Raw genomic sequence first — 12,100 nt, 5'->3', positions numbered from 1 at the left:
AAGGGGGCCTGCCTGTGGCCAGCCCCCTGGCCACAACCTGCGCCTCAAAAATAAAAACAAGAGGGAGCAACAGATGATTCGGACACAAACCAACCTGCTGTTGAGCGCTGGCCTGCTGGCCGCGAGCCAGGCCATGGCCGGCGATCTACTGCTGTGGCAGACCAACAGCCTGAGCTACCTGTATGGCAAGGATTTCGTGGTCAACCCGCGCATCCAGCAGACGATAACTTTCGAGCACGCCGACCGCTGGAAATACGGCGACAACTTCATGTTCATCGACAGCACCTACTACAACGGCGAGCAGGACCGAAACAAAGGCGTTCATGCCTATTACGGCGAGCTCAGTCCGCGCCTGTCTTTCGGCAAGATCCTCGACCGCCGTTTCGAATTCGGCCCGATCAAGGACGTGTTGCTGGCCATGACCTACGAGAACGGCGAAGACGACACCGAGGCCTACCTGATCGGGCCCGGTTTCGACCTCGCGGTTCCAGGCTTCAACTTCTTCACCTTGAACTTTTATTACCGCCAGACCGAAGGCTCGCGCCCCGGCGATGACGTCTGGCAGATCACGCCGGCCTGGTCCTACACCCTTCCATTGGGCAACTCGAACCTGCTGATCGACGGCTACATGGACTGGGTCGTAGATAACGACCAGAACTCGCACGGCACTTATCACGCCAACCTGCACTTCAACCCGCAAATCAAGTACGACCTGGGCAAGGCCATGGGCTGGCGGGAAAAACAGGTATACGTCGGCGTCGAATACAGCTACTGGAAAGACAAGTACGGCATCGAAAACAGCTCCAACTTCGACACCAACGAAAACACCACCAGCCTGCTGGTGAAGGTGCATTTCTGATGCTGCCCCGCAACCGTGCCCCAAGCCTGTCGTCGGTGCGCCGTTGCGGAGCACTTGAGACCTGGCCGAGGAGTCAGTATTCTCCGCGGCCGCTCGAATCCGGTTTAAAAAAAGCCCGGATTTAAAACCTGACCAAAAAGCCAACTTATCCCGGCTCTGGCAGGCACCAAGGCACTCCAAAACCCCTCTCAATCGACCGCTCTTGAGCCGCCGAACGGGAGTTTTTTTGCTTTCTGAAAGCCTTGGCCCAGCTCTTGCTAACAGCATCAAAGCTGACCGAATGGATGATTTTTTACCGCTACAGAAAAAGGCGCCACACCAGAGCGCCGACCTTAAAAAAATAACGTGGAACCACCTACTTTTTGGGAGCAACCGAATGAAACGTACGTGCACTAGCCTGATGCTGGCGGGATCGATGCTGGCCGGGGGCCAGGCCATGGCCGGCGATTTGCTGCAGTGGCAGACCAACAGCCTGACCTACCTCTATGGCAAGGACTTCCAGGTCAACCCGCGCATCCAGCAGACGGTGACCTTCGAACACGCCGATGGCTGGAAGTACGGCGACAACTTCTTCTTCATCGACAAAATCTTCTACAACGGCAAGGAAGACCACTTCGCGGGCGAGAACACCCATTACGGCGAACTCAGCCCGCGCCTGTCGTTCAACAAGATCTTCGACCAGAAGTTCGAATTCGGCCCGATCAAGGACGTGCTGCTGGCCATGACCTACGAGTTCGGTGAAGACGATACCGAGTCCTACCTGATCGGCCCTGGTTTCGACCTGGCCATCCCGGGCTTCGATTACTTCCAGCTGAACTTCTACAACCGCCACACTGAAGGCGACCGCCCGGGCGACAACATCTGGCAGGTCTCGCCGGTCTGGTCCTACACCATTCCGGTGGGTGGCTCGGACGTGCTGATCGACGGCTTCATGGATTGGGTGGTCGACAACGACGTCAACAGCAAAGGCGAGTACCACGCCAACCTGCACTTCAACCCGCAGGTCAAATACGACCTGGGCAAGGCGCTGAATCTGGGTGCCAAGCAGCTGTACGTGGGTGTCGAGTATGACTACTGGAAAAACAAGTACGGGATTGAAGACAGCCAGGGCTTCAAGACTGATCAGAGTGTGACCAGTTTCCTGGTCAAGGTTCACTTCTGATTTAAGAAGCTTCGCGAGCAGGCTCGCTCCCACAGTGGAACCTTGTCGAACACAAACTTTGTATACGACGAAAATCCCCGTGGGAGCGAGCCTGCTCGCGAAAGCCTCACTACAAGTCTCAAACCGAAAGCACGGGCTCTTCCAACCCCAGAAACCGGCACAATTCCCCGCGCTTGGCCAACGCATCCCGTCGCCCCAGTTCGATCAACTCGCTGCAATACCCCGCCTCGAACAGCAGGTAACTCAGCACCCCCGCCCCGCTGGTCTTGGTCGCACCCGGCCCGCGCAGAAACAGGCGCAATGCCGCCGGCAATTCCTGGCGATGGCGCGCGGCAATCTCGTCGATCGGCTGGCTCGGTGAAATCACCAATACGTCCACCGGTGCCACGCCCAATGCACGGGTCGGCGTGCCGTCGGGCATCAGGTGACTGAACTGGTTCAGGCGCTGCAACAGCTCGATATCGCTTTCCAGGCTGTCAATGAACGTACTGTTGAGCATGTGCCCGCCGATCTGCGCCAGGGTCGGCTGCTGACCGGTGTAGCTGCGCAACAAGGGTTGTTGCGGGTCGACTCCGCGGGGGTTGCCACTGACGCCCACCACCAGCACCCGACTGGCGCCCAGATGCAGCGCCGGACTGATCGGCGCCGACTGACGCACCGCGCCATCACCGAAATACTCTTCGTCGATTTTCACCGGGGCGAACAGCAGCGGAATAGCCGAACTGGCGAGCAGGTGTTCAACGGACAACCGCGTGGGAATGCCGATGCGTCGATGGCGCAACCAGGCATCGATCTTGCCGCCGCCCTCATAGAAGGTGACTGCCTGACCGGACTCATAGCCGAAAGCTGTGACCGCCACCGCATGCAATTGCTTCTGCGCGATCGCTTCGGCGATGCCACCCATATGCAGCTTGTCGTTGAGCAGATCGCGCAACGGAGAACTGTTGAGCAGCGCCACCGGCACCTGGGCACCAATACCGAGCAAACTGTGGCTGACAAAGCGACTGGCCTGGCGGATCACCCCGGGCCAGTCGCTGCGCAACACCAGATGACTGCGAAAGCCCTGCCAGAAGGCCGTCAGGCGTTCGATGGCGTTACGAAAGTCCATTGCCCCGCTGGCGAGGCTGACGGCGTTGATCGCGCCCGCCGAGGTGCCGACAATCACCGGAAACGGATTGCGGGCCCCCGGTGGCAGCAATTCGGCAATCGCCGCCAGCACCCCGACCTGATAGGCCGCCCGAGCCCCGCCACCGGAAAGAATCAACCCTGTTACCGGCTCAACTGGACTCATCGCAACACTCCATGGTGCTTGGGAAAACGGTTACTCAACCGCGCTTGGCGTACAACTTCGCCTCGCCCGGTGGACGGCTCTTGAAGCGGCGGTGGGCCCACAGGTATTGCTCGGGATGCTCTCGCAGAACGCTTTCGATCCATTGGTTGATGCGCAGGCAATCCTCTTCTTCGGTTTCGCCGGGGAAGCCTTCGAGCGGCGCATGGATCACCAGGCGATATCCGCTGCCGTCCGCCAGACGCTCCTGGGTGAACGGCACCACCAGCGCCTTGCCCAGCCGCGCAAACTTGCTCGTGGCGGTGACGGTCGCGGCCTGAATACCGAACAGCGGCACGAAGATGCTTTGCTTGGCGCCGTAGTCCTGATCCGGTGCGTACCAGATCGCCCGGCCCGAGCGCAGCAACTTGAGCATGCCGCGCACGTCTTCGCGTTCCACCGCCAGCGAATCGAGGTTGTGCCGCTCGCGGCCCTGGCGCTGGATGTAGTCGAACAGCGGATTCTTGTGCTCGCGGTACATGCCGTCGATAGTGTGCTGCTGACCGAGCAACGCCGCGCCGATTTCCAGCGTCGTGAAGTGCAGGGCCATCAGGATCACGCCCTTGCCTTCGCGCTGGGCCTGCTGCAAATGCTCCAGCCCTTCGATATGAGCGAGACTCGCCAGGCGCTTGCGCGACCACCACCAGCTCATCGCCATTTCAAAGAAAGCGATGCCGGTGGAGGCGAAGTTTTCCTTAAGCAGGCGTTTGCGTTCGGCGGCGGTCTTTTCAGGAAAACACAGTTCCAGGTTGCGCTTGGCAATGCGCCGTCTGTCGCCGGCGACCCGATACATCAAGACGCCCAGGACACGACCAATCCACAGCAGTGCCGGATACGGCAGCTGGACGATCAGCCACAACAGCCCCAGGCCACACCACAACGGCCAGAAACGTGGAGATAGAAATGCTTTTCGAAAACGCGGGCGGTCCATTAATGCTTCCGGAATGACAATGGCCGCGCATTCTACATCGTTCGACCCGGCTTGCGGCCCGCGGGCGTTCTCGTTATAAGTCTCGGCACTTTTAGTGACAAGTCGTTGTATGCCGACCATGAGCCAAACCGAACCGCTAGACCAAGATCCCGTGTTCCAGTTGAAGGGCAGCATGCTGGCCATTACGGTGCTGGAGCTGGCCCGTAACGACCTCGAAAGCCTTGATCGGCAACTGGCCGCCAAGGTCGCCCTGGCGCCGAACTTCTTCAGCAACGCGCCGCTGGTACTGGCCCTGGACAAACTCCCGGCCAACGAAGGCGCGGTCGATCTGCCAGGGCTGATGCGCGTCTGCCGCCAGCATGGCCTGCGTACCCTGGCGATCCGTGCCAGCCGTATCGAAGACATTGCCGCCGCCATCGCGGTCGACCTGCCGGTGCTGCCACCGTCCGGCGCCCGGGAGCGTCCACTGGACCTGACCGAAGGCGAACCGAAGAAAAAACCGGAAAAACCGCCCGAGCCGACCATCAAGCCGACGAAAATCATCACCTCGCCAGTACGTGGTGGCCAGCAGATTTATGCCCAGGGCAGCGATCTGGTGGTGATCTCCTCGGTGAGCCCGGGGGCGGAACTTCTCGCCGATGGCAACATCCATGTATACGGCCCGATGCGTGGTCGCGTGTTGGCCGGCGTCAAGGGCGACACCAAGGCGCGGATTTTCTGTCAGCAAATGAGTGCTGAACTGATTTCCATCGCCGGGCATTACAAGGTTTCCGAAGATCTGCGCCGCGACCCTCTATGGGGTTCGGGTGTGCAGGTCAGCCTGTCCGGCGACGTGTTGAACATCATTCGGCTTTAACGGATACTGCCGCATTTTCCAAGCATCTCTAAAACGTAGCGAAAACGGCTCAAACGAAGTAGGAAAAAGGCCGAAAGCAGTGTTTACCGGGGGTAAACGCCGCTCAAAACCGGATTCCAGCCAAGGCTGTCCGACTGCAGTAGTTTTTCAGGAGATGTTTTTCAGGGACTGAAAAGTCCTTCTTCCTTAGGGGTGAAACACCTTGGCCAAGATTCTCGTGGTTACATCCGGCAAGGGTGGTGTGGGTAAGACCACCACCAGCGCCGCTATCGGTACCGGCCTCGCTCTGCGCGGCCACAAAACAGTGATCGTCGACTTCGACGTGGGCCTGCGTAACCTCGACCTGATCATGGGTTGCGAGCGTCGCGTGGTGTATGACTTCGTCAACGTGGTCAACGGCGAAGCCAATCTGCAACAGGCCCTGATCAAAGACAAGCGCCTGGAAAACCTCTACGTGCTGGCCGCCAGCCAGACCCGCGACAAAGACGCGCTGACCGTCGAAGGCGTGGAAAAAGTCCTGATGCAACTCAAGGAAGACTTTGAGTTCGTGGTCTGCGACTCCCCGGCGGGCATCGAGAAAGGCGCCCACCTGGCCATGTACTTCGCCGATGAAGCGATCGTCGTGACCAACCCGGAAGTCTCCTCGGTACGTGACTCCGACCGCATGCTTGGCCTGCTGGCCAGCAAGTCCCGTCGCGCCGAGCGTGGCGAAGACCCGATCAAGGAACACCTGCTGATTACCCGTTATCACCCGGAACGTGTGAGCAAAGGCGAAATGCTCGGCGTAGAAGACGTCAAGGAGATCCTTTCGGTGACCCTGCTCGGCGTGATCCCTGAATCCCAGGCGGTGCTCAAGGCATCCAACCAGGGTGTTCCGGTGATTCTCGACGACCAGAGCGATGCCGGCCAGGCCTACAGCGATACCGTTGACCGCCTGCTGGGCAAGACCGTGGATCATCGATTCCTTGATGTACAGAAGAAGGGATTCTTCGAGCGCCTGTTTGGAGGCAACTAAGCAATGAACCTTTTTGACTTCTTTCGTGCCAACAAAAAGCAAAGCACCGCGTCGGTAGCGAAAGAGCGTCTACAGATCATCGTGGCGCACGAACGCGGCCAACGCAGTACCCCGGACTACCTGCCAGCCTTGCAGAAGGAACTGGTCGAGGTGATCCGCAAGTACGTCAATATCGGGTCCGATGACGTGCATGTCGCACTGGAAAGCCAGGGCAGCTGCTCGATTCTGGAACTCAATATCACCCTGCCAGATCGCTGAGTCGATCCGCCAGGAGCCACGGCGGCTCAGGCCCCTTCTGCAACCGGAAGGGACCTGAGCCGCCGTTGGCGTTTGTTACGAGGCTGTTTTAATGCCGTTGTCCAATATCCACATCATCCATCAGGATGCCGCCGTACTGGTGGTGAACAAGCCGACCCTGTTGCTCTCTGTCCCTGGCCGGGCCGATGACAACAAGGACTGCCTGATTACCCGCCTGCAGGAAAACGGCTACCCGGAAGCGCGAATCGTCCACCGGCTGGACTGGGAGACGTCCGGCATCATCCTGCTGGCCCGCGACCCGGATACCCATCGCGAACTGTCCCGGCAATTTCACGACCGCGAAACCGAAAAGGCCTACACCGCCCTGTGCTGGGGTCAGCCGGAACTGGACAGCGGCAGCATCGACCTGCCGTTGCGCTACGACCCGCCGACAAAGCCTCGGCATGTGGTCGACCATGAGTTTGGCAAACATGCGCTGACTTTCTGGCGCGTGCTCGAGCGTTGCGGCGACTGGTGCCGCGTCGAGCTGACACCGATCACCGGCCGTTCCCACCAGTTGCGCGTGCACATGCTCTCGATTGGCCATCCGTTGCTGGGTGACGGGCTCTATGCCCACGAGCAGGCGCTGGCGGCCTGGCCGCGATTGTGCCTGCACGCGAGCATGCTCAGCTTCACCCACCCGCAAAGTGGCGAGCGCCTGCGCTTCGAGTGCCCGGCACCGTTTTAGGCGCAAGTACACAAAACCCTGTGGGAGCGAGCTTGCTCGCGATGAGGCAGGCACATCCAACATTGATGCTGGCTGACACTCCGCCATCGCGAGCAAGCTCGCTCCCACAGGGATCTCCTCCAGATTCAATTTCGATGACCAGCCCCACATTCAGTGCGACGCCATTTACCAAGCCAATACGTTAAACTGGCGCCACTGCTGTCTGGAGCTACTTTATGCGCGAAGAGTTGAACCAAGGCCTGATCGATTTCCTCAAGGCCTCCCCTACCCCGTTCCATGCCACCGCCAGCCTTGTCCAGCGTCTGGAAGCGGCGGGCTATCAACGCCTCGACGAGCGTGAGCCCTGGAATACCGAAGCCAACGGTCGCTACTACGTCACCCGCAACGACTCTTCGATTGTCGCGATCAAGATGGGCCGTCATTCACCGCTGCACGGCGGCATCCGCCTGGTCGGCGCCCACACCGACAGCCCGTGCCTGCGCGTCAAGCCGCAACCGGAGCTGCAACGCCAGGGCTTCTGGCAACTGGGCGTCGAAGTCTATGGCGGCGCACTGCTGGCGCCGTGGTTCGACCGTGACCTGTCCCTGGCGGGGCGTGTAACCTTCCGTCGAGATGGCAAGGTCGAAAGCCAATTGATCGACTTCAAGGCACCGGTCGCGATCATTCCGAACCTGGCGATTCACCTCAATCGTGAAGCCAACATGGGCTGGGCCATCAACGCCCAGACCGAACTGCCGCCGATCCTCGCGCAATTTGCCGGTGACGAGCGCGTGGACTTCCGCGCAGTACTCACCGACCAGCTCGCCCGCGAACACGGCCTGAATGCCGACGTGGTGCTCGATTACGAGCTGAGTTTCTACGACACCCAAAGCGCGGCGGTCATTGGCCTGCATGGCGATTTCATCGCCGGCGCGCGTCTGGACAACCTGCTGTCGTGCTACGCCGGCCTGCAAGCGCTGCTGACGACCGACACCGACGAAACCTGCGTGCTGGTTTGCAACGACCACGAAGAAGTCGGTTCCTGCTCGGCCTGTGGTGCCGACGGCCCGATGCTTGAGCAAACCTTGCGACGCCTGTTGCCTGAAGGTGATGAATTCGTACGCACCATCCAGAAATCCCTGCTGGTTTCGGCTGACAACGCCCACGGCGTGCATCCGAACTACGCCGACAAGCACGATGCCAACCACGGCCCGAAACTCAACGCCGGCCCGGTGATCAAGGTCAACAGCAACCAGCGCTACGCCACCAACAGCGAAACCGCCGGGTTCTTCCGCCACCTGTGCATGGCTGAAGAAGTGCCGGTGCAGAGCTTCGTGGTGCGCAGCGACATGGGCTGTGGTTCGACCATCGGCCCGATCACCGCCAGCCACCTGGGCGTGCGCACCGTGGACATCGGCCTGCCGACGTTCGCCATGCACTCGATCCGCGAGCTGTGCGGCAGCCATGACCTGGCGCATCTGGTCAAGGTGCTGAGCGCGTTCTACACCTGCCGCGAATTGCCGTAACGCCGGTAGGAGCTGCCGCAGGCTGCGATCTTTTGATTCTGATTTTGACGCCATGATTGTCGCCGAAGATCAAAGGATCGCAGCCTTCGGCAGCTCCTACACACATCACACCAGCCGCATCAAAAGCGGCCTAGACTTCAAGTATCCCTACGACAAGGCTGTCTCCATGATTTCGATGTCTACCTTCCACGCCATGCTGATTCCGATTCTTGCCGGGATGCTCCTGCTGGCCGTCGGCTTCAACTTTCGCGATAAAAATGCCGGCGTGTTTGCCATGTGGATCGGCATGCTGACCATTCTCGCGACCGTGGTGATCAAGATCCTCGCCAAACTCAACGAATAATTCATCGTCCCTGGCTCGCATTGATTTTGACGGGCTCGTACACTCGGTCGATCCGCTCCCTGCGAGGTTGACCGCCTAGTGTTCGCTCGTCTTTTTGCTCTCCCTTGTTTTTTCCTTGCCTGCCTGATGACGCTGCTGTCAGTGGCGCCTGCCCAGGCCGCCGGCCTGCCGGGCCTGCTCACCAACCAGGCCAAGGCCCAGCCCGAAGCACAGGAACCGCTGGGGCAATCCCTGGACGAAGTGATCAAGTCGCTGGAAAACGACCAGCAACGCAGCAAGCTGCTGGCCGACCTGAAAAAGCTCCGCGACACCACCAAACAGGCCCAGCCGATTACCGAAGAAGGCGTGCTGGGCCTGATTGGCGGAACCCTGACCACTATCGAGAAAAAATTTACCGGCGACGACAGTCCGCTCACGCGCTGGTCCAGTGAGCTCGATCAGGCCAGGGAAGAACTGGCGGCGCTGGCGCTGCCGGCCAATGAATGGCTGCCCATGCTGTTCGCCTTCGCCATGATCCTGATGGTCTGGAGCCTGCTGGCCGCCGCGCTGATCTGGATCAGCCACCGCGTGCGGATGCGTTTCGGCCTGACCGAAGAACTGCCACAGCACCCCCGGGCCCTGGACATGCTGCGTTTTGCCCTGCGCAAACTCGGGCCATGGCTGATTGCCCTGGTGATCACGGTCTACATGAGCTACGCCCTGCCCTCGTCCCTGGGCAAGAGCCTGGCGATGGTGCTGGCCTATGCACTGGTGGTCGGCACCTGCTTCTCGGCCATCTGCGTGATTGCCTTTTCCCTGCTCGATGGCCCACACCGCCACCGCGCCCTGTACATACTGCGGCACCAGGCGTTTCGGCCGCTGTGGCTGATCGGCAGCTTCGCCGCATTTGGCGAAGCCCTGAGCGATCCGCAGCTGGTCGCCAGCCTCGGCAGCCATCTGGCCCATACTGCCGCGACTGTTGCCAATGTCCTGGCCGCGCTTTCCACGGGGCGCTTCATCCTGCGCTTCCGCCGGCCGATCGCCCACCTGATCCGCAACCAGCCGCTGTCCCGGCGCCTGACCCGCCGTGCGTTCAACGACACCCTGTCGATTCTTGGCACCTTCTGGTACGTACCGGCACTGGTACTGGTGGCAATCTCCCTGTTCGCGACGTTCATTTCCGCCGGCGACACCAGCACCGCCCTGCGCCAGTCGCTGATCTGCACCGTCTTGCTGGTGCTGTGTATGGTCATCAACGGCCTGGTACGCCGCCAAGGCCTCAAACCCCAGCGCGGTATCCGGCGCTACGCGGTGTATTCGGAACGGCTGAAAAACTTCTTCTACACCATTGTTCACCTGTTGGTGTGGCTGGCCTTTATCGAACTTGGCCTGCGGGTCTGGGGCATGTCATTGATCCGCTTTACCGAAGGCGACGGCCACGAAGTCAGTGTCAAACTGTTCAGCCTCGCCGGCACATTGCTGTTCGCCTGGCTGATCTGGATTCTCAGCGATACCGCGGTGCATCACGCGCTGACCCGCTCGCGCAAAGGCCTGGCCAATGCCCGCGCACAGACGATGATGCCGCTGATCCGCAATGTGCTGTTCATAGCGATTTTTATCATCGCGCTGATTGTCGCCCTGGCGAACATGGGCATGAACGTCACCCCCCTGCTGGCCGGTGCCGGCGTGATCGGCCTGGCCATCGGTTTTGGTGCGCAGTCGCTGGTAGCCGACCTGATTACCGGGTTGTTCATCATCATCGAAGACTCCCTGGCCATCGACGACTACGTGGATGTCGGCGGCCACCTCGGTACGGTCGAAGGGCTGACCATCCGCACCGTGCGCCTGCGGGACATCGACGGCATCGTCCACACCATTCCGTTCAGTGAAATCAAAAGCATCAAGAACTACTCCCGGGAATTCGGCTACGCCATCTTCCGGGTAGCGGTGCCGGCCAACATGGACATCGACAACGCCATCAAACTGATGCGCGAAGTCGGCCAGAAAATGCGCACCGATCCGCTACAACGACGCAATATCTGGTCGCCGCTGGAGTTCCAGGGGGTGGAAAGCTTCGAGTCGGGCAACGCCATCCTGCGCGCCCGGTTCAAGACTGCGCCGATCAAGCAGTGGGAAGTGTCGCGAGCGTTCAACCTGTCACTCAAGCGACACATGGATGAAGCCGGACTGGATCTGGCGACACCGCGGATGAGCATTCAGGTGATTACCGCCGGTGGTGGCCCGCAGGAGTAGGAGCTGCCGCATGCTGCGATCTTTTGATTTTGGCCTTTAAAGGATCGCAGCCTGCGGCAGCTCCTACAAAGGCAGCGTCAGACAACATCCACCCCCACATGAATCGCATCATGCCGCCAGAACTCCAGATCACAATCGATCAGCCGCTCATGCTGGTCATAGTTGACCCGGGCAATCCGCAAGCCCGGGCTGCCTGTTGACACCTTTAACGCTGCCGCCGCATCCACCGACAACGCCGTGGGCACAATTTCGAAGCGCACCCGCCCGTAGTGCAGGTCGTAATGCCGCGCATACAGTTCGGTGATCGACTGATTCAAATCGAAATCGAGTATCCCGGGAAAGTACTGCGGGTTCAGATAGTGCTCCACATACAGCACCAGTCGCCCGTCGATCCGCCGTGCGCGGCAGATCTGAATCACGCTCGACAGCGCCGGCAATTGCAGCCAGGCACACACCGCCGCCGATGCCGGTTGCAATCGCGCCGAAATCACCTCGGTGGACGGCACTCGCCCTTGGGCGCTGACCATCGCGTGAAAGTGGCTGCGCTGCATGAGGTTGTAGGCCAGGCGCGGCGGCGAGACGAACCAGCCGCGACGCTCCTCGCGATAAATCTGCCCCTGTGACTCCAACTGCAACAACGCTTCACGCAAAGTGATCCGCGTGGTACCGAACAATTCACTGAGCTTGCGCTCGGCCGGCAATTTGCTGCCCGGGGTCAACAGTCCATGGTCGATCTGCTCCTGAAGCACCTGGCCGATGGCTGTTACCGCTTTTGTTGCCTCTTCACGCATCAACGTTTCCTTTCTGGACTAGACCAGCACCATTTCAGGGCTGAACCACAGCGTAAACCGGCTCATTCAATAGTCCTGCAAGCGTAGGCAGCGC

Annotated in this window: 12 protein-coding genes; 9 read left to right on the top strand and 3 right to left on the bottom strand. The window is 60.1% G+C overall.

The window, feature by feature from the left end; translation table 11 throughout:
* The first annotated feature begins 73 nt into the window (after positions 1-73).
* Positions 74-859 (top strand): DUF5020 family protein, encoded by a 786-nt coding sequence (locus AB4O40_RS26125; RefSeq protein WP_056721798.1) that lies wholly within the window; start codon positions 74-76, stop codon positions 857-859.
* A gap of 376 nt (positions 860-1,235) precedes the next feature.
* Positions 1,236-2,021: an outer membrane protein OmpK gene (locus tag AB4O40_RS26120; protein ID WP_056721796.1), complete on the top strand. Its 786-nt coding sequence runs from the start codon at positions 1,236-1,238 to the stop codon at positions 2,019-2,021.
* A 118-nt stretch (positions 2,022-2,139) separates the two neighbouring features.
* Here AB4O40_RS26120 and AB4O40_RS26115 read toward each other — a convergent pair whose 3' ends face one another.
* Complete coding sequence (locus AB4O40_RS26115; RefSeq protein WP_056721794.1) at positions 2,140-3,312, bottom strand: patatin-like phospholipase family protein; 1,173 nt, start codon at positions 3,310-3,312, stop codon at positions 2,140-2,142.
* A 34-nt stretch (positions 3,313-3,346) separates the two neighbouring features.
* Complete coding sequence (locus tag AB4O40_RS26110; protein WP_056721793.1) at positions 3,347-4,279, bottom strand: lipid A biosynthesis lauroyl acyltransferase; 933 nt, start codon at positions 4,277-4,279, stop codon at positions 3,347-3,349.
* A gap of 118 nt (positions 4,280-4,397) precedes the next feature.
* Here AB4O40_RS26110 and minC point away from each other — a divergent pair, with 118 nt between their 5' ends.
* From minC to AB4O40_RS26075, 7 genes are all read left to right on the top strand, one after another.
* Complete coding sequence (minC, locus tag AB4O40_RS26105) at positions 4,398-5,135, top strand: septum site-determining protein MinC (protein WP_056722299.1); 738 nt, start codon at positions 4,398-4,400, stop codon at positions 5,133-5,135.
* Positions 5,136-5,337: 202 nt separating this feature from the next.
* Positions 5,338-6,150, top strand: coding sequence for a septum site-determining protein MinD (gene minD, locus AB4O40_RS26100; protein WP_007974946.1), 813 nt, complete (start codon positions 5,338-5,340; stop codon positions 6,148-6,150).
* A gap of 3 nt (positions 6,151-6,153) precedes the next feature.
* A complete protein-coding gene (minE, locus tag AB4O40_RS26095) occupies positions 6,154-6,408 on the top strand; it encodes a cell division topological specificity factor MinE (RefSeq protein WP_007974947.1) in 255 nt (84 codons plus the stop codon).
* A gap of 91 nt (positions 6,409-6,499) precedes the next feature.
* Positions 6,500-7,135 carry an RluA family pseudouridine synthase gene (locus AB4O40_RS26090; protein WP_046037585.1) on the top strand — a complete coding sequence of 212 codons (636 nt, stop codon included), beginning with the start codon at positions 6,500-6,502 and terminating at the stop codon, positions 7,133-7,135.
* Positions 7,136-7,350: 215 nt separating this feature from the next.
* Complete coding sequence (locus AB4O40_RS26085) at positions 7,351-8,640, top strand: M18 family aminopeptidase (protein WP_223542319.1); 1,290 nt, start codon at positions 7,351-7,353, stop codon at positions 8,638-8,640.
* A 52-nt stretch (positions 8,641-8,692) separates the two neighbouring features.
* Complete coding sequence (locus AB4O40_RS26080; RefSeq protein WP_056721789.1) at positions 8,693-8,983, top strand: hypothetical protein; 291 nt, start codon at positions 8,693-8,695, stop codon at positions 8,981-8,983.
* Positions 8,984-9,109: 126 nt separating this feature from the next.
* A complete protein-coding gene (locus AB4O40_RS26075) occupies positions 9,110-11,215 on the top strand; it encodes a mechanosensitive ion channel domain-containing protein (protein ID WP_460057369.1) in 2,106 nt (701 codons plus the stop codon).
* A gap of 77 nt (positions 11,216-11,292) precedes the next feature.
* Here AB4O40_RS26075 and AB4O40_RS26070 read toward each other — a convergent pair whose 3' ends face one another.
* On the bottom strand, positions 11,293-12,006 hold the full coding sequence (locus tag AB4O40_RS26070; RefSeq protein ID WP_056721785.1) for a UTRA domain-containing protein: 714 nt from the start codon (positions 12,004-12,006) through the stop codon (positions 11,293-11,295).
* Positions 12,007-12,100 lie beyond the last annotated feature (94 nt).

The organism is Pseudomonas sp. S2_F07, assembly GCF_054668325.1.
Note: the sequence above shows the minus strand (reverse complement) of the source record. Positions and strands in the feature narration are given on the sequence as shown.

What these genes read in the sequence shown, in the direction of transcription:
- AB4O40_RS26110 (WP_056721793.1), bottom strand. Translation starts at nt 4,279, where the DNA reads ATGGACCGCCCGCGTTTTCGAAAAGCATTTCTATCTCCACGTTTCTGG.
- AB4O40_RS26125 (WP_056721798.1), top strand. Translation starts at nt 74, where the DNA reads ATGATTCGGACACAAACCAACCTGCTGTTGAGCGCTGGCCTGCTGGCC.
- AB4O40_RS26115 (WP_056721794.1), bottom strand. Translation starts at nt 3,312, where the DNA reads ATGAGTCCAGTTGAGCCGGTAACAGGGTTGATTCTTTCCGGTGGCGGG.
- AB4O40_RS26080 (WP_056721789.1), top strand. Translation starts at nt 8,693, where the DNA reads ATGATTGTCGCCGAAGATCAAAGGATCGCAGCCTTCGGCAGCTCCTAC.
- AB4O40_RS26085 (WP_223542319.1), top strand. Translation starts at nt 7,351, where the DNA reads ATGCGCGAAGAGTTGAACCAAGGCCTGATCGATTTCCTCAAGGCCTCC.
- AB4O40_RS26120 (WP_056721796.1), top strand. Translation starts at nt 1,236, where the DNA reads ATGAAACGTACGTGCACTAGCCTGATGCTGGCGGGATCGATGCTGGCC.
- minE (WP_007974947.1), top strand. Translation starts at nt 6,154, where the DNA reads ATGAACCTTTTTGACTTCTTTCGTGCCAACAAAAAGCAAAGCACCGCG.
- AB4O40_RS26090 (WP_046037585.1), top strand. Translation starts at nt 6,500, where the DNA reads ATGCCGTTGTCCAATATCCACATCATCCATCAGGATGCCGCCGTACTG.
- AB4O40_RS26070 (WP_056721785.1), bottom strand. Translation starts at nt 12,006, where the DNA reads ATGCGTGAAGAGGCAACAAAAGCGGTAACAGCCATCGGCCAGGTGCTT.
- minC (WP_056722299.1), top strand. Translation starts at nt 4,398, where the DNA reads ATGAGCCAAACCGAACCGCTAGACCAAGATCCCGTGTTCCAGTTGAAG.
- AB4O40_RS26075 (WP_460057369.1), top strand. Translation starts at nt 9,110, where the DNA reads ATGACGCTGCTGTCAGTGGCGCCTGCCCAGGCCGCCGGCCTGCCGGGC.